General features: G+C 69.8%; 20 protein-coding genes. 13 read left to right on the top strand and 7 right to left on the bottom strand.

The features are described 5' to 3' along the window. Positions 1-20: 20 nt before the first annotated feature. Positions 21-1517: a carboxylesterase/lipase family protein gene (locus ACPCHZ_RS25535; RefSeq protein ID WP_423487320.1), complete on the top strand. Its 1497-nt coding sequence runs from the start codon at positions 21-23 to the stop codon at positions 1515-1517. Here the strand turns inward: ACPCHZ_RS25535 and ACPCHZ_RS25530 are convergent. Together ACPCHZ_RS25530 and ACPCHZ_RS25525 are read right to left on the bottom strand one after the other, a co-directional pair. Beyond that, a complete protein-coding gene (locus tag ACPCHZ_RS25530) occupies positions 1514-2020 on the bottom strand; it encodes an SRPBCC family protein (protein WP_423487319.1) in 507 nt (168 codons plus the stop codon). The two genes, ACPCHZ_RS25535 and ACPCHZ_RS25530, sit on opposite strands and share 4 nt — an antisense overlap. A gap of 19 nt (positions 2021-2039) precedes the next feature. Further along, complete coding sequence (locus ACPCHZ_RS25525; protein ID WP_423487318.1) at positions 2040-2927, bottom strand: oxidoreductase; 888 nt, start codon at positions 2925-2927, stop codon at positions 2040-2042. A 76-nt stretch (positions 2928-3003) separates the two neighbouring features. Here ACPCHZ_RS25525 and aspS point away from each other — a divergent pair, with 76 nt between their 5' ends. From aspS to ACPCHZ_RS25510, 3 genes are read left to right on the top strand one after another with little or no spacing between them, the layout of a single operon-like run. Further along, a complete protein-coding gene (gene aspS / locus ACPCHZ_RS25520; protein WP_423487317.1) occupies positions 3004-4815 on the top strand; it encodes an aspartate--tRNA ligase in 1812 nt (603 codons plus the stop codon). Beyond that, a complete protein-coding gene (locus ACPCHZ_RS25515; protein WP_423487316.1) occupies positions 4812-5264 on the top strand; it encodes a nitroreductase family deazaflavin-dependent oxidoreductase in 453 nt (150 codons plus the stop codon). The genes aspS and ACPCHZ_RS25515 overlap by 4 nt, the downstream gene beginning before the upstream one ends. Before the next feature lie 52 nt (positions 5265-5316). After that, the gene (locus ACPCHZ_RS25510) at positions 5317-5742 is read left to right on the top strand and encodes a nitroreductase family deazaflavin-dependent oxidoreductase (protein ID WP_423487315.1); all 426 of its coding nucleotides are present in this window, start codon (positions 5317-5319) and stop codon (positions 5740-5742) included. Positions 5743-5790: 48 nt separating this feature from the next. Here ACPCHZ_RS25510 and ACPCHZ_RS25505 read toward each other — a convergent pair whose 3' ends face one another. Then, entirely contained in the window at positions 5791-6975 is a 1185-nt protein-coding gene (locus tag ACPCHZ_RS25505) for a thiolase family protein (protein WP_423487314.1), read from the bottom strand. A gap of 99 nt (positions 6976-7074) precedes the next feature. On the opposite strand from ACPCHZ_RS25505, the gene ACPCHZ_RS25500 reads away from it, so the two are divergent. After that, positions 7075-7548 carry a winged helix-turn-helix transcriptional regulator gene (locus tag ACPCHZ_RS25500; protein WP_364979543.1) on the top strand — a complete coding sequence of 158 codons (474 nt, stop codon included), beginning with the start codon at positions 7075-7077 and terminating at the stop codon, positions 7546-7548. Between the two features lie 76 nt (positions 7549-7624). Then, positions 7625-8572 carry a DUF389 domain-containing protein gene (locus ACPCHZ_RS25495; RefSeq protein WP_423487313.1) on the top strand — a complete coding sequence of 316 codons (948 nt, stop codon included), beginning with the start codon at positions 7625-7627 and terminating at the stop codon, positions 8570-8572. Here ACPCHZ_RS25495 and ACPCHZ_RS25490 read toward each other — a convergent pair whose 3' ends face one another. Then, positions 8573-9277 (bottom strand): GAP family protein, encoded by a 705-nt coding sequence (locus ACPCHZ_RS25490; protein ID WP_423487312.1) that lies wholly within the window; start codon positions 9275-9277, stop codon positions 8573-8575. Positions 9278-9482: 205 nt separating this feature from the next. On the opposite strand from ACPCHZ_RS25490, the gene ACPCHZ_RS25485 reads away from it, so the two are divergent. Further along, positions 9483-10712 (top strand): hypothetical protein, encoded by a 1230-nt coding sequence (locus tag ACPCHZ_RS25485; protein WP_423487311.1) that lies wholly within the window; start codon positions 9483-9485, stop codon positions 10710-10712. Positions 10713-10718: 6 nt separating this feature from the next. On the opposite strand, the gene ACPCHZ_RS25480 is transcribed toward ACPCHZ_RS25485, so the two are convergent. Continuing rightward, the gene (locus ACPCHZ_RS25480) at positions 10719-11897 is read right to left on the bottom strand and encodes a serine hydrolase domain-containing protein (RefSeq protein ID WP_423487422.1); all 1179 of its coding nucleotides are present in this window, start codon (positions 11895-11897) and stop codon (positions 10719-10721) included. An 89-nt stretch (positions 11898-11986) separates the two neighbouring features. Further along, positions 11987-13384 (bottom strand): condensation domain-containing protein, encoded by a 1398-nt coding sequence (locus tag ACPCHZ_RS25475; RefSeq protein WP_423487310.1) that lies wholly within the window; start codon positions 13382-13384, stop codon positions 11987-11989. 353 nt (positions 13385-13737) lie between these two features. Between ACPCHZ_RS25475 and ACPCHZ_RS25470 the strand changes: the two genes are divergently transcribed. From ACPCHZ_RS25470 to ACPCHZ_RS25450, 5 genes are read left to right on the top strand one after another with little or no spacing between them, the layout of a single operon-like run. Then, entirely contained in the window at positions 13738-16803 is a 3066-nt protein-coding gene (locus tag ACPCHZ_RS25470) for an RND family transporter (RefSeq protein ID WP_423487309.1), read from the top strand. Between the two features lie 57 nt (positions 16804-16860). Further along, a complete protein-coding gene (locus tag ACPCHZ_RS25465) occupies positions 16861-20205 on the top strand; it encodes a DUF2126 domain-containing protein (RefSeq protein WP_423487308.1) in 3345 nt (1114 codons plus the stop codon). After that, on the top strand, positions 20205-22844 hold the full coding sequence (locus ACPCHZ_RS25460; protein WP_423487307.1) for a circularly permuted type 2 ATP-grasp protein: 2640 nt from the start codon (positions 20205-20207) through the stop codon (positions 22842-22844). Before ACPCHZ_RS25465 ends, ACPCHZ_RS25460 begins: the two co-directional genes overlap by 1 nt. Then, positions 22841-23752: a transglutaminase family protein gene (locus ACPCHZ_RS25455; RefSeq protein WP_423487306.1), complete on the top strand. Its 912-nt coding sequence runs from the start codon at positions 22841-22843 to the stop codon at positions 23750-23752. The genes ACPCHZ_RS25460 and ACPCHZ_RS25455 overlap by 4 nt, the downstream gene beginning before the upstream one ends. Further along, positions 23745-24821, top strand: a complete 1077-nt coding sequence (locus tag ACPCHZ_RS25450; RefSeq protein WP_423487305.1) for a zinc-binding metallopeptidase family protein — start codon at positions 23745-23747, stop codon at positions 24819-24821. Before ACPCHZ_RS25455 ends, ACPCHZ_RS25450 begins: the two co-directional genes overlap by 8 nt. A gap of 18 nt (positions 24822-24839) precedes the next feature. On the opposite strand, the gene ACPCHZ_RS25445 is transcribed toward ACPCHZ_RS25450, so the two are convergent. Then, positions 24840-25415, bottom strand: coding sequence for a hypothetical protein (locus tag ACPCHZ_RS25445; protein ID WP_423487304.1), 576 nt, complete (start codon positions 25413-25415; stop codon positions 24840-24842). 58 nt (positions 25416-25473) lie between these two features. Here ACPCHZ_RS25445 and ACPCHZ_RS25440 point away from each other — a divergent pair, with 58 nt between their 5' ends. Continuing rightward, positions 25474-26313: a DUF3097 domain-containing protein gene (locus ACPCHZ_RS25440; RefSeq protein ID WP_423487303.1), complete on the top strand. Its 840-nt coding sequence runs from the start codon at positions 25474-25476 to the stop codon at positions 26311-26313. Positions 26314-26325 lie beyond the last annotated feature (12 nt).

Below are 26325 nucleotides of genomic sequence, written 5' to 3'. Positions count from 1 at the left end.
TGCCACACTACGATTCAGGCGTGTCCGTCGTCGCCGAAGTGCCCACCGTCGCGCACACGACGCTCGGCAGGCTGCGCGGCACCACCGAGGGCGGCGTCGCCGTCTGGCGCGGGATCGAGTACGCCCGCCAGCCGGTCGGTGAGCGCCGGTTCACCGCGCCGCTGCCGCCGCAGCCGTGGACGGGGGTGCGCGACGCCGTCGAGCACGGACCGTTGCCGCCGCAGGGCAGGTCCTTCGTCGGCGGCGGCCGCGACGACCCGAAGATCCGCGACGAGGCCTGCCTGACGCTGACGGTGTGGTCGCCGGCCACCGGTGGCCGGCTGCCGGTGATGGTGTGGATCCCGGGTGGCGCGTTCGTCTACGGCGCCGGCCAGCTGCAGCTCTACAACGGGTCGCGGCTGGCCGCCAACGGCAACGTCGTCGTGGTCAACGTGACCTACCGGCTCGGCGTCTTCGGCGGCTTCGAGCTGGGCGACCTGGGGCACGGCTTCGACGACAACCTGTGTCTGCGCGACCAGATCGCCGCGCTGCGCTGGGTCCGCGAGAACATCGCCGCGTTCGGCGGCGACCCCGACCATGTGACGGTGTTCGGCGAATCCGCGGGCGCCACCTCGGTGCTCGCGCTGCTGGCCAGCCCGGCCGCCCGTGGGTTGTTCCATCGCGCGATCGCACAGAGCCCCGCACTGCCACTCATCGCCGACCGGGAGATCAGGGCCCGCCGGTCCGAGCGGTTCCTGCAGCTGGCCGGCGTCGCTCCGGATTCGCTGAAAGCGTTGCCGCAGCGACAGTTACGCCGCGCGGCGGGACAGCTGCAGCTGGAGAGCGCCGCCGAGAGCCCGACGCTCGCCTACGGGCTCACCCACGGTGTCGACCTGCTGCCGCAGCACCCGATCGACGCGGCACGGGCAGGCGCCGTCGCCCCGGTGCCGCTGATCATCGGCACCAACAGCCACGAGGCGTCGATGTTCGCGTGGGGCAAGCCGCCGATGCTGCCCACGACGGTGGCCGGCGTCGAGGCCTACCTGCGTCGCAGGCCGCCGGACGCGCGGGACCGGCTGCTGGCCGCCTACCCGGAGTTCCCCCGCCGCCGCGCGCTCATCGCCTTCGGGTCCGACGTCATGTTCGGCGCGCCGACGTGGGCCTTCGCCGACGCCTACAGTGCGCACGCGCCGACCTACGTCTACCGCTTCGACCACACCACCTGGACGCTGCGGGCACTGCGGCTCGGCGCCACCCATGGCAGCGAGATCGTGCACATCCAGCACAGCTACGCGTCGTACCTGGGTCGCAAGATCCATCCCCTGGGCAGGCGGGTGCAGCCGGCGGTGGGGCGGCGGATGCAGCGCACCTGGCTGGACTTCGCCACCCGCGGCTGGGCGCCGGGGCAGGTGTGGCGCGAGGACTGGCCGCGATACGACGCCGAGCAGCGTCGCACGCGGGTGATCCGGTCCACCCGCGACGTCTCGGTCGACGATCCGGACGAGGTCCGGCGCAGCGCCTGGACGGGGATGTACTAACCGGCCGCCGGATAGCGCTCGTCGGTGTAGCGGCGCAGGTTGTGCAGGAACCGCTGGAACAGCCAACCCATGACGGGCTTGCCGAGCGTCATGCCGAGCCGCGCGGCGGCGCCGTTCGGTTTCATCGCCATCACCCAGGTGAGGTGGCTGCCGCCGGGCGTAGGCACCACGCGGTACTCCTCGGCAAACGCCGCGATGCTGCGGGTCGAGGCCTCGTTGAAGCGGAAGGCCAGGTGGCTGAACGGCGTCCAAGCCAGGAACTCCTCGTCGCCGACGATGCCGCCGCGCATCTCGACCCGGCGGGTGGTGCCCACGGCGCGGGGTTCAGGACTGGTCCACGTCACGTTGGTGATCACCGTCGCCCACTGCGGCCAGGACGTCTCGTCGGCGAGCACCTCGAACACCTGCTCCGGGGTGATCGCGAGGTCGACGGTGCTGACGAAGCGGTACGGCGCCGTGTCGACGAACGTCAGAGGAACGCGCTCGCAGGGGAACATGGGCATACACCCTAGGGCACGGTGTCTAGCCGGGACCGTCGCTGGCCGCGGCCAGCAGGGGCACCAGCACGTCGCTGACCGGCGTCGCCACCCCGTAGCCCAGCGCCTTGCGGGCGATCACGCCGTTGCGGATGTCCCACTCCAGCGGCCGGTGTGCCTCGCGGTCGGTCAGCATCGAGGTGGTGATGTCCGGAGGCGACTGCCGCAGCATCCCGAGGATCTCGTCGGCAACGCCGTCGCCGAGGGTCGCGCCGTCCGCGCGTGCCACCGCGAGGCACTCGTCGAGGTAGCGCCGCGCCAGCGCGTCGACGTCGTCGCGGCGGAACATCCCGGTCCGCCGGCCGGTGAGCACCATCAACCCGATGACGGCGTTGACCAGCAGCTTGTGCCAGGCGGCGGAGATGAAGTCCGGATCGAGCTCGACGGTCATCCCGGTGGGCCGCAGCAGGTCGGCCAGCGTCCCCGCCGCCTGGGTGTCGGACAGCACCAGCCGCGCGTCGGTGCGCAGTCGAACCCAGCCCTGCGGCTGCACCTCGGCCGAGATCCACACCGCGGCGGGCACCACCGTCGCCGCCGGGCAGTACCGGCCCACCCGCTCGGTCTGCTCGACCCCGTTCTGCAGCGCGCAGACCACGGTGTTCTCGTCGGCCAGCCGGGCCAGCCAGTGGCCGGCCTGTTCGTTCTGGGTGTCCTTGACGGCCAGCAGCACGACGTCGACCGCCCCCTCGACGGCAGTGGGATCGGTGTGCACCGGCCCCGGCACGACGATCGGGTCCCGGTCGTCGCGGCGCACCTCGACGCCGTCACGGGGGCTGCGGCCGCACAGCAGCACCGGCTGGCCCGCGGCGTGCAGGTAGGAGGCGACGGTGGCGCCGATGGCCCCGGGACCGATGACCGCGACGCGTGTGCCCATACGCGCCAAGCTACCGACGCGAACGCCACCACTAGACTGTGGCGGTCGTCTTGTCAGGCAACCCCCAGGAGATTTCGTGCTGCGCAGTCATGCCGCCGGTTCGTTGCGGCCCGCCGACACCGGTCAGACGGTGACGCTGGCCGGCTGGGTGGCGCGCCGGCGCGACCACGGCGGCGTCATCTTCATCGATCTGCGCGACGGGGCCGGAGGGCAGGAGGGCACCGACCCGGGAAGTGGCACCGGGGTGACCCAGGTGGTGTTCCGCGAGGCGGGGGTGCTCGAGGCGGCGCACCGGCTGCGAGCCGAGTTCTGCGTCGCGGTCGAGGGCGTGGTGGAGACCCGGCCCGAGGGAAACGCGAACGCCGAGATCGCGACCGGTGAGATCGAGGTGAACGCCACCTCGCTGACAGTGCTGAGCGAGAGCGCACCGCTGCCGTTCCAGCTCGACGAGGTCGCGGGCGAAGAGGCCCGGCTGCGGTACCGGTATCTCGACCTGCGCCGCGAGGGGCCGGGCCAGGCGATCCGGCTGCGGTCGCGAGTCAACGCCGCCGCGCGCGGCGTGCTCGCCGAACACGACTTCATCGAGATCGAGACGCCGACGATGACGCGGTCGACCCCGGAGGGCGCGCGCGACTTCCTGGTGCCCGCCCGGCTGCAGCCCGGCTCGTTCTACGCGCTGCCGCAGAGCCCGCAGCTGTTCAAGCAGCTGCTGATGGTGGCGGGCATGGAGCGCTACTACCAGATCGCCCGCTGCTACCGCGACGAGGACTTCCGGGCGGACCGGCAGCCGGAGTTCACCCAGCTCGACATGGAGATGAGCTTCGTCGACGCCGAGGACGTCATCGCGATCTCCGAGCAGGTGCTGCGCGCGCTGTGGGCGTTGATCGGCTACGACCTGCCGCTGCCGCTCCCGCGCATCACCTACGACGACGCGATGCGCCGCTTCGGCTCCGACAAGCCCGACCTGCGGTTCGACCTGGAACTCGTCGAGTGCACGGAGTACTTCGCCGACACCCCGTTCCGGGTCTTCCAGTCGCCCTACGTCGGTGCGGTGGTGATGCCGGGCGGTGCCTCGCAGCCACGGCGGACCCTCGACGGCTGGCAGGAGTGGGCCAAGCAGCGCGGCGCAAAGGGCCTGGCCTACGTGCTGGTCGCCGAGGACGGCACGCTCGGCGGTCCGGTCGCCAAGAACCTCACCGACGCCGAGCGCGACGGCCTGGCCGCGCACGTCGGCGCGGCTCCGGGGGACTGCGTGTTCTTCGCCGCCGGAACTGCCCGCTCGGCGCGCGCCCTGCTCGGCGCCGCGCGCATCGAGATCGCCAAGCGGCTCGAGATGATCGACCCGACCGCCTGGGCGTTCACCTGGGTGGTGGACTGGCCGTTGTTCGAGATGGCCGAAGAGGCAACGGCCGCAGGCGATGTCGCGGTCGGCTCAGGGGCGTGGACCGCCGTGCACCATGCCTTCACGGCGCCCAAGCCGGAGTCCGAGGCCACCTTCGACACCGATCCCGGCGCCGCCAAGGCCAACGCCTACGACATCGTCTGCAACGGCAACGAGATCGGCGGCGGATCGATCCGTATCCACCGCCGCGACGTCCAGGAGCGGGTGTTCGCGATGATGGGCATCGACCACGACGAGGCGCAGGAGAAGTTCGGATTCCTTCTGGAGGCGTTCACCTTCGGCGCGCCGCCGCACGGCGGCATCGCGTTCGGCTGGGACCGCATCGTCGCACTGCTGGCGGGCACGGACTCGATCCGCGAGGTGATCGCGTTCCCGAAGTCCGGCGGCGGCGCCGACCCGCTGACCGGTGCTCCGGCGCCGATCACCGCCCAGCAGCGCAGAGAGTCGGGAATAGACGCCAAGCCCAAGAAGTCTGATCAACCATGAGCGACATCGATAAGGACAAGCTCGTCGCGGACACTGCGGCGCTCGACGACTTCAACAAGGCCATCGTCGAGGAGTTCCGTGCCAACGGCGGCAAGGTCGGCGGCCCCTTCGAGGGCGGCACCCTGCTGTTGCTGCACACCACCGGCGCCAAGAGCGGAAAGCCCCGGCTCTCGCCGCTGGCCTACCTGACGGTCGACGGCAGGATGCTGATCATCGGCTCCTACGCCGGTGCGCCGAAGGACCCGGCGTGGGTGCACAACCTGCGGGCCCATCCGCAGGCGCACATCGAGGTGGGCACCGAGGCCTATGACGTCGACGTACGCGAGTTGCCCGCAGGCGAACGCGACGCGGCGTACCCGAAGATCGTCGAGCTGGCACCGGTGTTCGCCGACTACCAGGCCAAGACCGACCGGGTCATCCCGCTGTTCGAGCTGACCCGCCGGGAATAGATCCTCCGTCGCCACGGTCGACTTGTTCGTGACTGAGATCAACACAGAGAACATGGCAACCGACCGCGACGTGCTCGACGACGTCAACCGCAAGGTGGTCGAGGAGTTCCGCGCCAACGGCGGCAAGGTCGGCGGGCCGTTCGAGGGTTCCGACATCGTGCTGATGACCAACGTCGGCGCCAATTCCGGGAAGCCGCGGGTGTCGCCGCTGGTGTACTTCGACGTCGACGGCCGGATCCTGATCGCCGGCTCCTTCGGCGGCGCACCGAAGGCGCCCGCCTGGGTGCACAACTTGCGGGCGAATCCGCGGGTGCACGTGGAAATCGGCACCGAGGCCTTCGACGCCGACGCCCACGAGCTGCCGCTGGACGAGCGCAACGCGCTGTACCCCCGCGTCGTCGAACTGGCTCCGCAGTTCGGCGAGTATCAGGCCAAGACCGAACGGATCATCCCGCTCTTCGAGCTCGTCCGGGCGTGATTCGGGCGCGGTTTCGTTCGCTCTGGGAACGAAACCGCGCCGAAATCGCTACAACCGCTCGATGATCGTCGCGTTGGCCATGCCGCCGCCCTCACACATCGTCTGCAGGGCGTAGCGGCCGCCGCGCTGCTCCAGCGCGTTGACCATCGTGGTCATGATCCGGGCACCGCTGGCCCCGAGCGGATGCCCGATCGCGATGGCGCCGCCGTTGACGTTCGTCTTCGACAGGTCGGCGCCGGTGTCGCGGGCCCACGCCAGAACCACCGGCGCGAACGCCTCGTTCACCTCGAACAGGTCGATGTCGGCGAGCGTCAGGCCGGCGCGGGCCAACACCTTCTCGGTGGCCGGGATGACACCGGTGAGCATGTAGAGCGGGTCGGAACCCACCACCGTCATCGAGTGGATGCGGGCCAGTGGCCGCAGGCCCAGCCGGTTGGCCGCCTCGGTGGTGGTGATCAGCAGCGCGGCGCTGCCGTCGGACAGCGGCGAGGAGTTGCCCGGCGTGATCGACCACCCGATCTGCGGGAAGCGGGCCTCGTACGCCGGGTTGTAGAACGCGGGCTTGAGGCCGGCAAGTGTCTCCACAGTGGTGCCCGGGCGGATGATCTCGTCGGTGCTCAGACCGGCGATCGGCGCCAGTTCGGCGTCGAACCGGCCCTCCTTGGTGGCGGTCGCTGCCTTTTCGTGGCTGCCTGCGGAGAACTCGTCGAGTTCGGTACGCGAGAGACCCCACTTCGCGGCGATCAGCTCCGCGCTGATGCCCTGGGGGACCAGCCCCTCGGGGTAGCGCGCGGCGAAGCCGGCCCCGAACGGGTCGCTGCCGGGCAGCACGCTCGAGCCCATCGGGGCGCGTGACATCGACTCCACACCTGCCGCGACGACGATGTCGTAGGCGCCGGAGATGACGCCCTGGGCGGCGAAGTGGATGGCCTGCTGGCTGCTGCCGCACTGCCGGTCGATGGTGGTGCCGGGCACGGTCTCGGGGAGGCCCGCGCCGAGCACCGCGTTGCGGGCGATGTTGACCGCCTGGTCGCCGACCTGCGTCACCGCGCCTGCGATCACGTCGTCGATCTCGGCGGGGTCGACGCCGGTGCGGGCGATCAGTTCCTTGAGGCTGTGGGCGAGCAGGTCGACGGGCAGCACGTCGTGCAGGGCGCCGCTGGCCTTGCCCTTGCCTACCGGGGTGCGCACGGCTCCGACGATGACGGCGTCCCGTCCTGCGAATCCAGTCATGTGAATGGCCTCCTGATGCTCCGCGCTGAGTATTCTGATGTGGACCCAGATATACCACCTGGGTATAGTTAGAACAACTCAGGGATGGGGTTTGATTCCATGGCAGTGCTGCAGGGGCCGCTCGCCGATCGCGACGCCTGGTCGGCGGTGGGCGAGTGCCCGATCGAGAAGACCATGGCCCTGCTGGGCACCAAGTCGGCGATGCTGATCATGCGCGAGGCTTATTACGGCACCACACGTTTCGACGATTTCTCCCGCCGGGTCGGCATCACCAAGGCCGCCACGTCGGCGCGGCTGTCCGAACTCGTCGACGCCGGCCTGCTCACCCGCCGCCCCTACCAGGTGCCGGGCCAGCGCAGCCGTGACGAGTACGTGCTGACCGACGCCGGCACCGATTTCATGCCGGTGGTCTGGTCGATGTTCGAGTGGGGCAGGCGCCACCTGCCGCAGCGCTCGCGGGTGCGGTTGGTGCACGACGGCTGCGGCGCCGAGGCGACCGTGGCGGTGCGCTGTGCCGACGGCCATGACGTGCCGGCCGACGAACTGGCCGTACAGCTGCGCCGACGCGACTAGCCATCGGGACCCGGCCCGGCTGCCCAACCGGCCATCTGGTGATTGCGCACCGCCGAAAGTGGCTAGTCTCACCGCCGTGCTGCATTTGCGGGTGATCTCACCGGCCGAGCGGCGTGATGCTGTGCTGGAGGTGCTGCGCAGCGAGCCCGGTGCGACCCACGTGGTGCTCCACGTCGACGCGGCGGTCGAACCGCCAGGGGACGAGATCACCGCCGACATCGCCCGTGAATGCGCCAACGACGTGGTGGACCGGCTCAAGGACCTGTGCCTGCAGCGCGACGGTGCGATCACGCTCGACGTCGTCGACACCGTCGTCTCGACCGCTGCCTACCGGGCCGAGAAGGACGCCGACGGCGACCCGGCCGACGCCATCGTCTGGGACGAGCTCGCCGAGCGCACCCGCGACGAATCCCGGCTCAACGTCACCTTCCTCGCCTTCCTGTGCCTGGCGTGCCTGCTCGTGGCTGTGGGTGTGGTGACCGATTCCACGGTGACCCTGCTCGGCGGCATGGTGGTCGGCCCCGAGTTCGGGCCGCTGGCGGCGCTGGCCGTGGCCACCGTGCGGCGCAGGCGCAACATGGCGATCCGGGCCTCGATCGCGCTGGCGGTCGGATTTCCGTTGGCCATGCTCATCACCGGCGCGGCCGTGCTGGCGGGAGAGGCGATCGGCTGGATTCCCCTGGAGACCACCCGTCAGCTCCAGGAGGTCGACTACATCTTCCGGGTGGGGCCGCTGTCCCTGGTGGTGGCGCTGCTCGCCGGGGCGGCCGGGATGCTGTCACTGGTGTCCTCGAAGTCTGCGGCCCTGGTCGGGGTGTTCATCTCGGTCACCACCGTGCCCGCCGCGGGGTTCGCGGTGGTCGCCGCGACGGTCGGGGAGTGGGACGTCGCCGCGAAATCGGCTCTGCAGCTGCTGCTGAACCTGGTGGGGATCGTGGTCGCGGGCATCCTGGTGCTCTGGCTGCACCAGCATCTGCACCGCCGTCGCGCAGCCGCGCGGCAGACCCAGTCCGATTCCGTGTGACTAGAGGTGGCGCACGCCGGCTATGACGAAGTAGAGGCCGACAACGACCGCGAGGGTGGCCAACACCGCCCGCCGGTGGGCGCCCATCCAGTCGTACACCTGGCTCACGCGTCGTCGCGTGGCGGTCGGCGCCACGGAGAAGCTGACGACGGGAAGCAGTGCCGCGGCGAACCCGAGCACGTTGAACACGATCAGGGCGGCGGCCTTGACCGGCGTCGTCGCGCCTGAGGACAGCACGGCGGCCAAGGCTGCGAGGTAGTAGGGCGTCGGGAATCCCATGCAGATTCCGAGGAACCAGCCCAGCCACGCCGCATCGCTGCGCAGGCCGGCCCGGATCCGGTGCGGCAACCGGGCGAATCCCGGAAGGCGCTCGATCGCCGACGCCGGCGCTCGATCGGGGCCCTGCGGCACCGTCGTTCGCACCGGCGTGGGCCTGCGTGCCATCACGATCACCGCGATCAGCAATGCGACCACGCCGATCGCGATCTCGAACTGGCCAGGAAGAGCCGGATCCGCACCGGTGTCCACCCGGCCGAGCGCGAAGAGGACCACCGTGCCGACGGCGACGTTGACCGTGACGCCGACCGCGGCGAACGGCACGAGCAGAGGCACCGGTCGCGGGCGGCTCAGCATGAAGGCGACCATGCCGACGCGCACCGGGTCGGCACCGGCCAGGACGCCCATCAGCAGCACCGTCGCCCACATCCGCCGAAGACGTCCTTTCCTTTTGCCACACAATTGCGGGGCAATGCGCAATTCACGGAGAATGTGGCGCCGGCACCGAATGGACTACCATACCCCGGTGGACAATCGCCTCGCGTACATCGATCAGGCGTCATTTCTCGGTTTGCGAGCACTCGGTCACGCACCGCTCGGACAGTGTACGTGGATTTATGAGCGTGCCATTGACATGGCGGCGATCCAGGAATTCCACCGCAACCTCGGAACCGGATTGCTGGGCCGACGAATCGAGCGTTCGCCGCTGCGATTCGCGCGGCACCGGTGGGTGCGCTGGCCCGGTCCCGGTCTCGATGTCGCCGCACCGCGGCCCCGCGCAGATGTCAGCGCCTGGGCGAACGAGCGCGCGCGACACCCCCTCGACCCGGAGTGCGGACCGGGCGGTTGGCATCTCGGCGTGCTGCCCCTGGTCGAGGGGGGAGCGGCGGTCAGCCTGGTGGTGTCCCACAGCCTCGCCGACGGTCTCGGAATCTGCCTGGCGGTCGCGGATGCGGTCGAGGGAAGAGTCCGCGACCTCGGCTACCCGCCACCGCATGCGCGCGTGCGTCGAAAGGCGGTCGGCGAAGACGCCCGGCTCACCGCGCGGGAAGTGCCCGAGATGGCGCGGGCGGTGGCCGCCGCGGTGCGCGCCGGACGCGCCAACGGCGCAGGCCTCAAGTCGTCGGTCGCCGCGGCGCCGCCCGCGCCGCGACGGTCGGGCGGCAGGGGCGACGACGTCGTCGACGTCCCCACCGTGACGGTGTTCGTCGATCAGCACGAATGGGATTCGCGGGCAGCACAATTGGGCGGCACCAGCAACTCGCTCTTCAGCGGCGTGGCATGCAGGCTCGGGGTCCGCCTCGGGCGGGTGCGGCCCGACCGCGCGGTCACCCTGTCCTTCCCCGTCAGTGAGCGAACCGAGGGCGACACCCGCGCCAACGCCCTCACGTCCGCTGTGGTGTCGGTCGACCCGTCCGGCGCCGCGCAGCACCTCGGCACGGTCCGTGCTGCGATCAAGGCGGCGCTCGTCGACCTTGCGGCGACGCCCAACGAACTGCTCGGGCCGCTGCCACTGACGCCACTCGTTCCGCGACGACTGGCCCGGCGGCTGGCCGGGGTGGCGCTGGGCAACGCCGACCTGCCGATCGGCTGTTCGAACATGGGCGAGATGGAGCCTGCGGTCAATCGGCCCGACGGCACCGACGCCGACTTCATGTCCGTCCGGTTGGTCGAGCCGGGCATCACCCGGCGCACGCTCGACGCGATGGGCGGCCAGCTGTTCCTTGCCTCTGGACGCGCCGCAGGCAGGGTCTTCCTCGCGGTGGTCGCCTACTCCAGCGGTCGGCAGAATTCCGAGGAGATATTGCGCGACACGGTCCTCGAAACGCTCGCCGAATTCGAATTGACGGCCGTCGTCCAATAAAAAGTCTCAGGGCAGCGGAATTCCGAGTGTCTCGTATACCGCATTGATCAGCGAGACGCTGCGCGGGTCGGCACTGGCCTTGGTCGCGTCGAATTGGTTCATCACGTAGGAATACCCGATGCGGTGCTCCAGGTCGACGAATGCATAGGATCCGCCCGACCCGCCGTGGCCGAAGATGTTCGGGTTCGGTCCGGCCACGCACCGCTGATTGAGCATGTACCCCAGGCCCCAGCCGTGCTCGGCCACCCGCGGGCCCAGGCACAGGTCAGGATCGAAGCCGCCCTGGGACACCCGGGCCAGGTTCATGTGCTCGCGCGACAACAACTTCTCCTGCGCGAGCGCGTTGTAGAACGTCGCCATCCCCAGCGCCGAGACGTGGCCGTTGGTCCCGGGGAACTCCAGGGTCCGCCACAGGTCGATGTCGGTGCGGGCGATCTCGTCGTCGGGCACGAAGTCGGCCGCGACGGATGCGGCCGTCATCGGATGGTCGGCCAGGGTGCTGGCCTCGCGGGGTAGCGACGCGAAGATCTGGCTCACGTACGGCTTGTTGACCATCTCCGCGCACCGGTGGTGCTCGGCGGCCGGCAGGCCGATGTGCACGTCGGCGCCCAACGGCTCGGCGATCTCCGTGCGCAGATACTGGCCGATGGTGCGGCCGGTGACCCGGCGGACCACTTCGCCGAGGATGAACCCGAAGCTGACCATGTGATAGCCCTGCGCGGTGCCCGGCTCCCACCACGGCTCGGCGGCGGCCAGCTGCTCACACACGGCTTCCCAGTCCGCGGCCTCCGACGGCGAGAGTCGCCTACGCGGGCCGATCACTCCGGAACGGTGACCGAGCACCATGCCGAGCGTGATCGCTTCTTTTCCCGCCTGTCCGAATTCCGGCCAGTAATCCGCGACCGGCTTGTCCAGCCGGAGTTCACCGCGGTCGGCCAGCAAATGAATGCAGGTACTGGTGAGACCTTTGGTACCGGAATAGACCGCCGCCAGAGTGTCCTCGCGCCATGGCCGTGTCCGCTCCTCATCGGCCCATCCGGCCCACAGGTTGACCACCAGATCACCGTCGACCCAGACCGCCACCGCGGCGCCGACCTCGTCATTGTCGGTGAAATTCCGGTCGAACGCATCATGGACCTGGTCAAATTGTGTGTTGCATTTTCCATTGATACGGACATCGGCCATGACGGTCATGGGTCTCCACAAGGCGAATTGTTGCAGTCGGCCCGAGAGACCTCGGGTCGACTACCTGATATGGACGGTCGTGAAAAGAGCTAGACGGGGACTTCGACACCGGCAGCGATGCGGGTGTATACGGCTCGAATGGCGTCGATGTATCGCGCGACCGAATTGCGCGCCACCGCATTGTCGGGAAAGGAAAGAGTGAGCGTGGTCTCGGTGGCGAATCGATTGACCCACATACACACCTGATCGGACAACCGGCTGTCGCCGTATATGCCGACATTGAGGGCATCCCATTGGTCGGTCATCGGGATCTTGCGGGCGTCGATGATCGACAGCAACGGCACCGCGCGGGTGGGCAGGCGCAGGCCTGCCGATTCCGCGTTCGCCAACTCCACCGCCCGCGCGAACGGCACGCTCGCCAGCTCCTTGCCCCGGTCGAACGACTCCTGCGCGCTGCGCGCGGCCTCTGCGAACGGCACCCCGTCGACCGGCACCGTGACCGGCATGACGGTCGCGTACCAGCCCGCGGAGATGAACTCCGCCGGAGTGCTGCGCATGTCGTAGGGGGTGAGACCGCAGTAGGTCGCCACACCGGTCAGATCGCGTTCGGCCAACGCCGCGCAGGCGAACACCCCACCGCTGAAGCGGACGCCGGCCGCCTCGCAGGCGGCGTCGAATCGCTCGGCCTGCTCCGCGTCCATCAGAGGCACGACGGTCATCCCGCCCCGGCACGGTACCGTCGAATCCCCAAGGGGCAGCGGGAAATCAGGCAGCGTTCCACCGTTGTTGGCGGCGAAGGCGCGCCAGCCGCGAATCTGCGGTGACTCGATGTCCAGCGACATCGCGTGGCTGCGTTCGCGGGTGCAGTAGTCGGTGTAGTCGGCGGGGGCGCCGAACTCCACGGGCATGCCCTGCAGCAAGCCGGCGTAACGCAGTTGGATCTCCATGAACACCACGCCCGCCGACATGCCGTCGGTCACGGAGTGATCGACGCTCATGTACACCGTGAAGTGGTCGGCGCGCTGGATGATGCCGAAGGTGAAGCACCCCCACCGGTCCGGATCCGGAGTGGTGTCGAGCAGGTGGGCACGCAGTTCGTCCGTCGTCTTCTCGCCGTACTCGGCGGGCGCCAACTCGATCTGTTCGGGGTCGGTGATCGACCGGCGAACCACGTCGTCGGCGGCGGTGAATTCGAACCAGCTGTGATAGGCGCTGTGCCGCCGGATGTGGAAATTCACGGCGTCGGTCATGGCCGCGACATCGCAGTTGCCGGGAAGATCCCAGGTGCCGAACAGCAACCGGGCCATATCGAGCCCGCGTGCATTGTGCGCCCGGAATTCGCGCAGGTGTTGTTCCTGCTGATAGCTCGCCGGCGCACTATTGACCGGCGCCGTACGAGCCATTTCCTGCGACGCGGCAGTGACGTGCCACGTGACTACCGCTCCCGGCGCGGGAGACCAATCGTGAATTGTGCCAAAAGCGACCATACGTCCTCATCGTGAGAAATCGCCCGCCGCCGTTGGCGTGCCTCGAACGGTGGCCAAAGTAACACCGGTTCGATCGCCAGATTCACCTACGAGGCGGGTAGGTGACGTAGATCACAAGTTGTCTAAAACATTCATAAGTGCAGGTAAATGCGGTGCATTAGTTTGCCGTGTTCCGACTTTTGACGGTGGTGGCTAATAAAGCCGGATGTTGAAACCGCAAGGAAAACCCCAGCGCACGGCGCTGACTGCAGATGTTGTCACTCGGATGGCCGCGGAATGAGCTAACCCGGCCCGTGGGGCAGCGAAATTGGCTTGTCAGGACATACCTCGGGTCCGGTGTATCGTCCAGCGGAATGTCCGAGGGTTCCGACGTCGCGACGGCCGGCCGCCCCGTGGGCGTATTCCAGCGGTTCGGCGAGTTCGTGGTGCGCAGGCCGCTGGTCGTGATCGCCTTGTGGATCGCCGTCGCCGCCGCGCTGACGGCCACGCTGCCGACGCTGCAACAGATGGTGCGCGAGCGCCCGGTCGACCTGCTGCCCGCGGACGCGCCTGTCATGCAGACCACCAGACAGATGACGGCGTCGTTCGACGAAACCGGCTCGCAGAACATCATGCTCGTCGTTCTCACCGACGAGGACGGGCTCACGCCCGACGACGAGCAGGTCTACCGCACGCTGGTGGACACGCTCCGCCGTGAGTCAGCCGACGTCACCAGCGTGCAGGACTTCCTCGCCACCCCTCCACTTCGCGACGTGCTGGCCAGTAAGGACGGCAAGGCCTGGTACGTGCCGGTGGTGCTGGCCGGTGAACTGGGTACACCGCGTGGCTACGACGCCTACACCCACGTCGCGGGCGTGGTGAAGGCGGCGACCGCCGACGCCGCACTGACCACCAACCTCACCGGTCCCGCCGCCACCGTCGCCGATCTCACCGATGTCGGTGAGCGCGACCTCCATCAGATCGAGATCGCGACCGCGGTGATGGTGCTGCTGATCCTGCTGCTCGTCTACCGGAACCCGGTGACGATGACGCTGCCGCTGGCGACCATCGGGCTGTCCCTGCTCATCGCCCAGGACATGGTCGCGGGACTGGCCAAGCTGGGTCTGGGAATCTCGAACCAGACCATCACCTTCATGACGGCGATGATGGTGGGCGCAGGCGTCGACTACGCGGTGTTCCTGATCAGCCGCTATCACGAGTACCTGCGCTCGGGCATCGACTCGGACCGGGCCGTGGTGCGGGCCCTCGAGTCGATCGGCAAGGTCATCGCGGCGTCGGCAGCCACGGTGGCCGTCACCTTCCTCGGCATGTCGTTCACCCGGCTGGGGCTGTTCGCCACGACCGGCCCCGCCCTGGCGCTGTCGATCGCGGTGGCGTTCCTGGCGGCGGTCACCCTGCTCCCGGCGCTGCTCGTGCTCACCGGACGGCGTGGCTGGATCAAGCCGCGACGCGACCTCACCACGCGATTCTGGCGCCGGTCGGGGATCAACACGGTGCGCCGCCCGGCCCCCCGGCTCGTCGCCAGCCTGTTGGTGCTGCTGATCCTGGCGGGCTGCGCCGGCCTGCTGCGCTTCAACTACGACGACCGCAAGACGCTGCCCGCCGACTCCGAGAGCAATCTCGGCTACGCCGCGATGGACCGGCATTTCGCACTCAACTCGACCATCCCGCAGTACATCTACATCGAGTCGCCGCACGATCTGCGGTCCCCCCAGGCGCTGGCCGATCTCGAACAGATGGCTCAGCGCGTCAGTCAGCTGCCGAACATCGAAGCGGTGCGCGGCATCACCCGGCCGACCGGTCAGTCGCTGGAGCAGGCCCGCGTGAGTTACCAGGCCGGCGAGGTCGGCGGCAAGCTCTCCGATGCGTCCGGGCTGATCGACGACCGCAGGGCCGACCTCGACCTGCTGACCAACGGCGCCAACGAGATGGCCACCAATCTCGGCGACATCCGCGGCGGCGTCAACCAGGCGCTGTCGTCCGTACGTGGACTGGTCGACGCCCTGTCCTACATGGAGAACGAATTCGGGGGAGACCGAACACTCGGCCAGCTGGACTCCGCCGACAAGCTCGTCGCCGGGATGCGGGCGCTCGGGAATTCCATCGGGCTGAACCTCGGCCAGGTGACCGACACCTTCGGATGGGCCGGACCCGTGCTGACGGCTCTCAACGCGAGCCCGCTGTGCGACGCCGACCCGTCCTGCCGCGATTCCCGCGCGCAGCTACAGCGGCTGGTGACCGCCCGCGACGACGGAACGCTCACCGACGTCGCGGAGTTGGCGCGCCAACTGCAGTCCACTCAGGGCGATCAGACCCTCGGCGCGACGGCCCGCGACCTCCGGCGGGTGCTCGACACCGCGTCGAGGTCGCTGCAGCGGCTGGGCCTCGACGACTCGGCAGGCGTCCAGGCGAAGCTGACCGAGCTGCAACAGGGCGCCGACACCCTGGCCGACGCCAGCCGACGCCTCGCCGACGGGGTGCAGTTACTGGTGGATCAGACCAGGAAGATGGGCGCCGGCCTGACCGACGCGTCGGCGTTCCTGCTGGCGATGAAACAGGATGCCGCCAAGCCGTCGATGTCCGGCTTCTACATTCCGCCGCAGGTACTCGGTCAACGCGAATTCAAGGATGCCGCAGCGGTGTTCATCTCCCCTGACGGCCACGCGGTCCGCTACCTGGTGCAGACCGAGCTCAGTCCGTTCTCCACCGAGGCGATGGATCAGCTGGAGGCGATCCAGGACACCGCCGCGAGCGCGCAACCGAATACGGCGCTGGCCGACGCGTCGATCTCGACGGCAGGCTTCACCGCGACGCTGCGCGACATCCGCGACTACTACGAGCGCGACATCGCCATGATCGTCGTCCTCACCATCCTGGTGGTGCTCCTGATCCTGACGGTGTTGCTGCGCGCCATCGTCGCGCCGCTGTACCTGGTGGGGTCGGTCATCGTCTCGTTCCTGTCGGCACTGGGCATCGGTGTGCTGTTCTTCCAGGTGCTGCTGGGACAGGAACTGTCCTGGAGTGTGCCGGGGATGGCCTTCATCGTGCTGGTGGCGGTCGGCGCCGACTACAACCTGCTGCTGATCTCGCGCATCCGCGACGAGTCGCCGCACGGCATCCGGTCGGGCGTCATCCGCACCGTGGGATCCACCGGCGGTGTGATCACCTCGGCAGGCGTGATCTTCGCCGCGTCGATGTTCGGCCTGCTCTTCGGCGGTATCGCCACCATGGTGCAGGCGGGTTTCATCATCGGTGTCGGGCTGCTCCTGGACACCTTCCTGGTGCGCACCATCACCGTCCCCGCGCTCACCGTGCTCATCGGTGAGAAGAACTGGTGGCCGTCCGAGGCGGTAGCCGGCCGGCTGGCCGCGTGGCGTGCCCGGCGGGCCGGCGACGACCGGGCCACGACCGCAACCTGACGTCTTCCACCAGGTGCGCACCATGCGCCGGGCGACCGCGTGTGATGGGATCATCGGATGGGCATCAAGGTGGCGCTGGAGCATCGCACCAGCTACACGTTCGACCGACTGGTGGAGGTGTTCCCCCACGTGGTGCGGTTGCGCCCGGCGCCGCACTCCCGTACGCCGATCGAGGCGTACTCGCTGACGGTGCAGCCCGACGACCACTTCGTGAACTGGCAGCAGGATGCGTTCGGCAACTACGTTGCGCGCCTTGTCTTCCCGACCCGCAGCCGGGAGCTGAGCATCACCGTGGGACTCATCGCCGACCTCAAGGTGATCAACCCGTTCGACTTCTTCGTCGAGAGCTACGCCGAAAAATGGCCTGGTGCAGAGGGTTTCAGCTATCCCCGGACACTGGCCGACGATCTCGAGCCGTATCTGCGCCCGGTCGACGAGAACGGTGAGGGGACGGGGCCCGGCGAGGTGGCCCGCGACTGGGCGCAGAACTTCTCGGTCGCGCCGGGTACGGCGATCATCAACTTCCTCGTGGCCATCAACCGGGCGGTGAATGCCGACGTCGGCTACAGCGTGCGCCTGGAACCGGGTGTGCACACCCCGGATCACACGCTGCGCAACGGGATCGGCTCGTGCCGCGACTCGGCGTGGCTGCTGGTGTCGGTGCTGCGGCAGCTGGGCCTCGCCGCCCGCTTCGTGTCCGGCTACCTGGTGCAGCTGACGTCCGACGTCAAGGCGCTCGACGGACCGTCGGGGCCCGCGGCCGATTTCACCGATCTGCACGCCTGGACCGAGGTGTACATCCCCGGGGCGGGGTGGATCGGACTGGATCCCACCTCCGGTCTGTTCGCCGGCGAAGGCCACATCCCGCTGTCGGCGACGCCGCACCCGGCGTCCGCGGCGCCGATCACCGGCGCCACCGAGCCGTGTGAGACCACGCTCGACTTCTCCAACATCGTCACCCGCGTGCACGAGGACCCGCGGGTCACGAAGCCCTACGACGACGGGGCGTGGGCCGCGATCAGTGCGCTGGGCGCCCGGGTCGACGAGCGGCTCGCCGAGCGGGATGTCCGCCTCACCGTCGGCGGCGAGCCCACGTTCGTCTCGATCGACAACCAGGTCGATCCGGAGTGGACCATCGCCGCGGACGGACCGGACAAGCGCCTGCGGGCCTCGGTGCTCGCGGCGCGGCTGAAGAAGGTGTGGGCGCCGCAGGGGCTGGTACAGCGCAGCCAGGGCAAGTGGTATCCCTCAGAACCGTTGCCGCGCTGGCAGATCGGGCTGCACTGGCGCACCGACGGCGAACCGCTGTGGCACGACGACGCGCTGCTGGCCGACCCGTGGCCCGAAGAGCCCGACCATGTCGAGGTCGCCTCCGATGCCGGTGAGCGGCTGCTCGGCGCCGTCGCGGCCGGCCTCGGCCTGCCCGCCACCCAGGTCCGCGCGGCCTACGAGGACCCGCTGAGCCGCCTCGCCCGTGCGGTCCGGCAGCCCGACGGCGACCCCGTGGCGGCCGACGACGACCTCGCCGCGGACTCGCCCGGCGCCAGGACGGCCCTGCTGGCCCGGCTCGACGAGTCGGTGGCCGCCCCCGCGGCCCATGTGCTGCCGCTGCACCGGCTCGACGACGAATCCGGCTGGGCCAGCGCCGACTGGCGGCTGCGCCGCGGCCGGATCGTGCTGCTCGACGGTAATTCGCCCGCCGGGCTGCGGCTGCCGCTCGACGCGATCAGTTGGCAGCCGCCGCCCGCGGCGCACGACGCCGATCCGCTGAAGCCACGGGGCAAGCTGCGGACCGGCTCCGACAGCAAGGCGACTGCCGTCGTCGAGGATGCCGATGCCGCCCCGACCACCGCGCTGGTCGCCGAGATCCGGTCCGGCCTGCTGTACATCTATCTGCCGCCCACCTCCGAACTCGACCACTTCGTCGATCTGATCGCCCGGATCGAGGCGGCCGCCTCCGCGATCCAGACGCCGGTGGTGATCGAGGGCTACGGCCCGCCGCAGGACCCCCGCATCACCTCGATGTCCGTCACCCCCGACCCCGGGGTGATCGAGGTCAACGTGGCCCCCACCGCGACGTTCGCCGAACAGCGCGAGCAACTGCACACGCTCTACGAACAGGCCCGGCTCGCCCGGCTGTCCACCGAGTCGTTCGCCGTCGACGGCACCCACGGCGGCACCGGTGGCGGCAACCACATCACGCTCGGCGGCCGTACACCGGCCGACTCGCCGCTGCTGCGCCGCCCCGACCTGCTGGTGTCGATGCTGACCTACTGGCAACGCCACCCGGCGCTGTCGTACTTGTTCGCCGGCAGGTTCGTCGGCACCACCTCACAGGCCCCGCGGGTCGACGAGGGCCGCGCCGAAGCGCTCTACGAACTCGAGATCGCGTTCGCCGAGATCGCCCGTCTGGCACCGTCTTCCGGCGGAACGCCCGGGGTGGCCAAACCGTGGATCACCGACCGCGCACTGCGTCATCTGCTGACCGACATCACCGGCAACACCCACCGCGCCGAATTCTGCATCGACAAGCTCTACAGCCCCGACGGCGCCCGCGGCCGGCTCGGCCTGCTCGAACTGCGCGGATTCGAGATGCCGCCCCATCACCAGATGGCGATGGTGCAGTCCCTGCTGGTGCGCTCGCTGGTGTGCTGGTTCTGGGACGAGCCGCTGCGTGCCCCGCTGATCCGCCACGGCGCGAATCTGCACGGCCGCTACCTGCTGCCGCACTTCCTGATCCACGACATCGCCGACGTCGCGGCCGATCTGCGCGCGCACGGCGTCGACTTCGACACCAGCTGGCTCGATCCGTTCACCGAATTCCGCTTCCCGCGGATCGGTACCGCGGTGTTCGACGGTGTCGAGCTCGAACTGCGCGGAGCCATCGAACCGTGGAACGTCCTCGGCGAGGAGGCCACCGCCACCGGCACCGCGCGCTACGTGGACTCGTCGGTCGAGCGCATCCAGGTGCGGCTGATCGGCGCCGACCGGCACCGCTACATCGTCACTGTCAACGGGCAGCCCGTCCCGCTGCTGGCCACCGACAACCCCGACATCCAGGTCGGGGGAGTGCGGTACCGGGCATGGCAGCCGCCCAGCGCGCTGCACCCCACGATCACCGTCGACGGTCCGCTGCGGTTCGAGCTCCTCGACACCGCCAGCGGCACCTCCCGCGGCGGCTGCACCTACCACGTCTCCCACCCCGGCGGACGTTCCTACGACACCCCGCCGGTCAATGCCGTCGAGGCGGAATCCCGCCGGGGCCGCCGGTTCGAGGCGACCGGCTTCACCGCCGGTCGCATCGACATGTCCGACATCAGGGAGAAGCAGGCCCGCCAGTCCACCGACGTGGGCGCACCGGGCATCCTCGACCTGCGCCGGGTGCGTACCGTTCTGCGTTGATGGTGCTGCACGCGAACGGTTCGTCGGACCCGGTGCCCACCGCCGACGACGTCGACGACGTGCTGGCGGGGTACCGCGCTGCCAGGGCGCAGCAGGCGCTGTTCGACGTGGCAGGCGGCGCCGGAGCGCGCTACGACGAATTCGTCGACGACACCGGCGACATCCGACCGGCCTGGCGGGAACTCGCCGAGGGCATCGGCGAGCGGGGCCGCGACGGCCTGGACGGGCTGCGGACGACCGTCCGCGGACTCGTCGACTACGACGGCATCAGCTACGTCCAGCACGACCAGCAGGACCAGCCGGACGGCGCGTCGGCCCCCGGGCCGTGGCACCTCGACGCGCTGCCGCTGATCGTGGCGGCCGCCGAGTGGGACGAACTCGAAGCCGGTCTGGTGCAACGCTCCCGGCTGCTCGACGCGGTGCTGACCGACCTCTACGGCGACCGGCGCGCGATCACCAGCGGCGTGCTGCCCGGCCCGCTGGTGTTCGCCCATCCGGGATACGTCCGTGCGGCGCACGGAATCGTGGTGCCCGGCCGGCACCAGCTGTTCCTGCACGGGTGCGATGTCAGCCGCAACGCGGCCGGACGCTTCGTGGTGAACGCCGACTGGACCCAGGCGCCGTCCGGTGCCGGGTATGCGCTGGCGGACCGGCGCGTCGTCGCCCACGCCATTCCCGACCTCTACGAGCGCATCGCGCCACGGCCCGCGTCGCCGTGGGCTCAGGCACTGCGCCTGGCGCTGATCGACGCCGCGCCCGAGTCCGCCGAGGAACCCGTCGTGGTCGTTCTCAGCCCCGGCAGCCACTCCGAGACGGCGTTCGACCAGGCCTACCTCGCCAGCGTGCTGGGCTTCCCGCTGGTGGAGAGTGCCGACCTGGTGGTCCGTGACGGCAAGCTGTGGATGCGCTCGCTGGGCACGCTCAAGCGGGTCGACGTCGTGCTGCGCCGCGTCGACGCCGAATACGCCGACCCGCTCGACCTGCGCGCCGACTCCCGCCTCGGCGTGGTCGGACTGGTCGAGGTGCTGCGGCGCGGCGCCGTCACCGTCGTCAACACCCTGGGCAGCGGCATCCTGGAAAGTCCTGGGCTGTCACGGTTCCTGCCCGAGCTGGCCCGGCTGCTCCTCGACGAGACGCCGCTGCTGGAGACCGCACCGCTGTACTGGGGCGGCATCGACCTCGAGCGCTCCCACCTGCTGACCAAGCTGTCGTCGCTGCTGATCAAGTCGGTGACCGGCGACGAGGTCGTCGTCGGGCCGCGACTGTCGATACGCGGCCGCGAAGAGCTGGCGGCGCGGATCGAGGCCGCGCCGTGGCAGTGGGTGGGCCAGGAGCTGCCCCAGTTCTCCTCGGCGCCCACCAACCACCTCCGCGGCGGGCTGTCGGCGGCCGCCGTGGGGATGCGGCTGTTCACCGTCGCCCAGCGCAGCGGGTACGCCCCGATGGTCGGCGGGCTCGGGTACCTGCTTGCGCCTGGGGCGGCCGCCTACGAGATGAACACCGTTGCGGCCAAGGACGTCTGGGTGCGGACGTCGACCCGGGTGCGAGCCGAGCGGCTGCCGGCCGGACTGCCGGCGATGACGCCGAGCCCGTCCCGCGCGGTGAGCTCGCCGCGCATGCTGTCGGACCTGTTCTGGCTGGGCCGCTACGCCGAACGCGCCGAGCACACGGCGCGACTGCTGGCGGTGACCCGTGAGCGCTATCACGAGTTCCGGTACCGGCCCGACCTCGCAGGCGGCGAGTGTGTGCCGGTGCTGCTCACCGCGATCGGACGCATCACCGGGACCGACACCGGCGCCGACGGCGACGACCACGAGATGATCGCCATCGCGCCGACCACGCTGTGGTCGGTCACGGCCGACCGGCACCGCCCGGGCTCGCTCGCCCAGTCGGTGGAACGGCTCGGCCTGGCCGCGCGCTCGGTGCGCGACCAGCTGAGCAACGACACCTGGATGGTGCTGGCCACCGTCGAACGCGCGGTGCTGCGACCGCCGGGACCGCCACCGGAGTCGCAGACCGAGGGCGAGGCGTATCTGGTTGCCGCACACCGTCAGACACTCTCGGGAATGCTGGCGCTGGCAGGAGTGGCCGCCGAGTCGATGGTCCAGGACGTCGGATGGACGATGATGGACGTCGGCAAACGCATCGAGCGCGGCCTCGGCCTGACCGCGCTGCTGCGTGCCACGCTCACCACCGCGCGTCACGCGGCGGCCGAACAGACCATCACCGAATCGGCCTTGGTGGCGTGCGAGTCGTCGATCAGCTACCGGCGCCGCACACTCGGCGCGGTGAGCGTGTCGGCCGTGGCGGACCTGTTGCTCTTCGACTCGGAGAATCCGCGCTCGCTGGTCTACCAGTTCGACCGGCTCCGGTCCGGGCTGCGGGTGCTGCCCGGGTCGTCCGGGTCGTCGCGGCCGGAGCGGCTGGCCGAGGAGCTGACGATCCGGTTGCGCCGGCTCGATCCAGCCGACCTGGAGGACGTCGACGCCGACGGCATGCGCCCCGCACTCGTCGCGCTGCTGACCGATCTGCACTCGGGGTTGCGCGAGTTGTCCGCGGTGATCACCGCGACGCATCTGTCGCTGCCCGGTGACATGCAGCCGCTGTGGGGGCCCAGCGAGCGCCGGGTGCTGCCGTGAGCGCCGGACCGTCGACCCGCGCCTACCGCATCGAACACCGCACGGTGTACCGGTATTCGGACGTGGTGACCAGTTCCTACGGCAGGGGATTCCTCACCCCGCGCGATCTGGCGGGCCAGCGGTGCCTGACCCACGAACTCGTCGTCGACCCGAGCCCCGCCGACAGATCGACCAGCCGCGACGGGTACGGGAACCTGAGTTCGTACTTCCACGTCACCGAGCACCACGACACACTGAGCGTGACCAGCACCTCGCTGGTGGAGGTCGACCCACCGCCCGCGGAGCTGTACACCGGCGGCTCGGCACGGGCGCCGTGGGAACTCTCCCGTCCGGTGGGCCACGACGCGGCGCTCGCCACCGAGTTCGCCCTCGACCTGCGGCCACCGGAGATCACCGCGGCGGTACGCGAGTACGCCGCACCCAGCTTCGCGCCCGGCCGGCCACTGATCGAGGTGCTGCACGAACTGTCGTCGCGGATCCATGCCGACTTCACCTACCGTTCGGGTTCGACGACCGTCTCGACCAGGGTCGACGAAGTTTTGGTTGCGCGAGAAGGGGTATGCCAGGACTTCGCGCGCCTGGCGATTGCCTGTCTGCGCACACAAGGTCTGGCAGCCAGCTACGTCTCGGGATACCTGGCGACCGACCCCCCTCCGGGAAAGGAACGCATGATAGGCGTTGACGCGACCCATGCCTGGGCATCGGTGTGGACTCCGCAGGACCAGTGGCTGAGCCTGGACCCGACCAACGACCAGATGGTCGACGAACGGTACGTGGTGGTGGGTTTCGGGCGCGACTACGCCGATGTCCCGCCCCTGCGCGGCATCATCTACACCGACAGCGAGAGCAGCGTCATCGAGGTGGCGGTCGACGTCGCGCCGGTGGCCGGAGGTGCCGGGAATGCGTGACTTCAACTGCCCCAACTGCGGTCAGCGCCTGGCGTTCGAGAACTCGCTGTGCCTGAACTGTGGCAGTGCGCTTGGCTTCTCGCTGGAGGACATGGCACTGCTGGTGATCGCGCCGGAGGAGGAGAGCGAGCACGCCGGTGCGGTGGACGAGAGCCGCTACCAGTTGTGCGCGAATCTCAATCTGGCCAAGTGCAACTGGCTGGTGGAGAAGGCACCGGTGCGCCGGCTCTGCACGTCGTGCGCGTTGACCCGCACCCGGCCCAACGATGCCGACACCAAGGCGCTCCCCGCCTTCGCTGCCGCCGAGAAGGCCAAGCGCCGGATGATCGTCGAACTGCACGAGCTGAAGCTGCCGATCATCGGCCGCGACGCCGATCCCGATTACGGCCTGGCGTTCGACCTGCTGTCGAGCGAGTACGAGAAGGTCTTCACCGGCCACGCCGACGGCGTCATCACCCTCGACCTCGCCGAGGGCGACGACGTGCACCGCGAACAGCTGCGGGTCGCGATGGACGAGCCGTACCGGACACTGCTCGGCCACTTCCGCCACGAGATCGGGCACTACTACTTCTACCGCCTGGTCAGCCCGTCGCCCGACTACCTGGCGCGGTTCAACGATTTGTTCGGCGACCCCGACCTGGACTACCAGGCCGCACTGGACCGCCACTACAACGACGGTGCGCCGAAGGGCTGGGAGGCGGACTACGTCTCCTCCTACGCCACCATGCACCCCGCCGAGGACTGGGCAGAGACCTTCGCGCACTATCTGCACATCCGCGACACCCTCGACACCGCGGCGGCATTCGGGTTCGCGCCCGCAGGCGCGACATTCGAACGCAAGGTGTTGGGGCCCAGCGGGTTCGACACGATCATCGACCTGTGGCTGCCGTTGGCCTGGTCGCTCAACATGGTGAACCGCTCGATGGGCCGCGAGGACCTGTACCCGTTCGTGCTGCCGCCGCCGGTGCTGGAGAAGATGCGGTTCGTGCACGCCGTCATCGACGAGATCACCAGTGACCCCGTCAAACTCGAGTCGGTCAGCGCCACCCAGCAGCAGACCCAGGGCTGAGGCGGGTCGGCGGGCCCTTCAGGTGGTGAGCCGGAGAAAGGCGCGCCCGCGCGGCGACAGGCGATAACCGACGTCGAGGCTGATCGTCAGCCCGAGGCCCTTGAGCCGGCGCACCCGCCGCTTGAAGCGCGGCACGTCCAGACCGACCCGCTCGGCGAGATCCGGTGCGCGCACAGCCTCGTTGGCGCCGATCATCTCCAGATACTGTCGCGTCCACGGTGTGCCCGACGCATCCCAGCGCGCCAGCCGCGCGCTGATCGCCGCCGCGTCGTCGGGGGTCAGCCGGTCGTCGGCGGCCAGGTCGGGCCGTTCGTCGGGCGCGAGGTAGGACACCGAGATCAGGTAGGTGTGCTCGGCCGGCCTGCGGTCCAGCTCGGCCTGGGCGCTCCTCGCATCGGGGAAGCCGGCGGCCCGCGCCTGCGCCGCGGTGACCCGGTACCGGGCCGGGCGTTCGACGACGTCGTCGATGCGGATGGTGCCCGCCGGTGTGCGCTGGGTGCCGCCCACCTTCGCCCGCGGCGCATCCCAGCGCCGGAGCACCAGCGTGACCGTGCCGTCGGCGATGCCGCGCGCGGTGGCCTGGTTGATCAGCACGCCGGTGATCGTATGTCGCAACCGGAGATCGGGGCGTTGCGTTCCTAGGATCAGCCGGGTGAACGATCGCTACGGCCCCGACGTCCTCGCCCGTGACCCGCACACCCCCGAACGCGTCCGATCCACCGAACGTCCCGTCGAGCGGGACATGGTGGTCGAGGACGCGCAGAGCGGCTTCGTGGGCGCCGTCGTGCGGATCGAGAGGGGGCGGGTGGATCTCGAGGACCGCAACGGCCGCGTCCGGTCCTTTCCGTTCGGGCCAGGCTTCCTGCTGGAGGGCAAGCCGGTCATCCTCACCGCCCCACGCGGCCCGGCGGCCCTGCCCGCCCGCACCGCATCGGGTTCGGTGGCCGTCCCGAAGGCCCGCGCGCGCACCGCGCTGGCCAGCCGCATCTACGTGGAGGGCCGCCACGACGCCGAACTCGTCGAACAGGTGTGGGGGCATGACCTGCGCGTCGAGGGCGTGGTCGTCGAGCACCTCGGCGGCGTCGACGATCTGGCCGCGATCGTGGCCGACTTCGCACCCGGCCCCGGCCGTCGCCTCGGTGTGCTGGTCGACCACCTGGTCGCGGGGTCCAAGGAGTCCCGCATCGCCGACGCGGTGCGGCGCGGCCCGGGCGGGGCGCACACCCTCGTCGTCGGCCATCCCTACATCGACATCTGGCAGGCGGTGAAGCCGGCCCGCCTCGGAGTGGCGGCGTGGCCCGACGTGCCCCGCGGAGTGGACTGGAAACACGGCGTGTGCGAGGCACTGGGCTGGCCGCACGCCTCGCAGGCCGACATCGCCGGGGCGTGGCGCCGCATCCGCGGGCGGGTGCGGGACTGGACCGACCTCGAACCGGCGCTGATCGGCCGTGTCGAGGAACTGATCGACTTCGTCACCCAGCCCGCAGGCTAGCGGCGCGGGTTC

Source organism: Mycobacterium sp. NPDC050041, assembly GCF_049541695.1.
Lineage (GTDB): Bacteria > Actinomycetota > Actinomycetes > Mycobacteriales > Mycobacteriaceae > Mycobacterium.
Note: the sequence above shows the minus strand (reverse complement) of the source record. Positions and strands in the feature narration are given on the sequence as shown.

Excerpts from the sequence above, each read along its gene's own strand:
- ACPCHZ_RS25530 (WP_423487319.1), bottom strand. The coding sequence starts at position 2,020 with ATGCCCATGTTCCCCTGCGAGCGCGTTCCTCTGACGTTCGTCGACACG.
- ACPCHZ_RS25525 (WP_423487318.1), bottom strand. The coding sequence starts at position 2,927 with ATGGGCACACGCGTCGCGGTCATCGGTCCCGGGGCCATCGGCGCCACC.
- ACPCHZ_RS25515 (WP_423487316.1), top strand. The coding sequence starts at position 4,812 with ATGAGCGACATCGATAAGGACAAGCTCGTCGCGGACACTGCGGCGCTC.
- ACPCHZ_RS25510 (WP_423487315.1), top strand. The coding sequence starts at position 5,317 with ATGGCAACCGACCGCGACGTGCTCGACGACGTCAACCGCAAGGTGGTC.
- ACPCHZ_RS25505 (WP_423487314.1), bottom strand. The coding sequence starts at position 6,975 with ATGACTGGATTCGCAGGACGGGACGCCGTCATCGTCGGAGCCGTGCGC.
- ACPCHZ_RS25500 (WP_364979543.1), top strand. The coding sequence starts at position 7,075 with ATGGCAGTGCTGCAGGGGCCGCTCGCCGATCGCGACGCCTGGTCGGCG.
- ACPCHZ_RS25490 (WP_423487312.1), bottom strand. The coding sequence starts at position 9,277 with ATGTGGGCGACGGTGCTGCTGATGGGCGTCCTGGCCGGTGCCGACCCG.
- ACPCHZ_RS25485 (WP_423487311.1), top strand. The coding sequence starts at position 9,483 with ATGGCGGCGATCCAGGAATTCCACCGCAACCTCGGAACCGGATTGCTG.
- ACPCHZ_RS25480 (WP_423487422.1), bottom strand. The coding sequence starts at position 11,897 with ATGGCCGATGTCCGTATCAATGGAAAATGCAACACACAATTTGACCAG.
- ACPCHZ_RS25475 (WP_423487310.1), bottom strand. The coding sequence starts at position 13,384 with ATGGTCGCTTTTGGCACAATTCACGATTGGTCTCCCGCGCCGGGAGCG.
- ACPCHZ_RS25470 (WP_423487309.1), top strand. The coding sequence starts at position 13,738 with ATGTCCGAGGGTTCCGACGTCGCGACGGCCGGCCGCCCCGTGGGCGTA.
- ACPCHZ_RS25465 (WP_423487308.1), top strand. The coding sequence starts at position 16,861 with ATGGGCATCAAGGTGGCGCTGGAGCATCGCACCAGCTACACGTTCGAC.
- ACPCHZ_RS25460 (WP_423487307.1), top strand. The coding sequence starts at position 20,205 with ATGGTGCTGCACGCGAACGGTTCGTCGGACCCGGTGCCCACCGCCGAC.
- ACPCHZ_RS25450 (WP_423487305.1), top strand. The coding sequence starts at position 23,745 with ATGCGTGACTTCAACTGCCCCAACTGCGGTCAGCGCCTGGCGTTCGAG.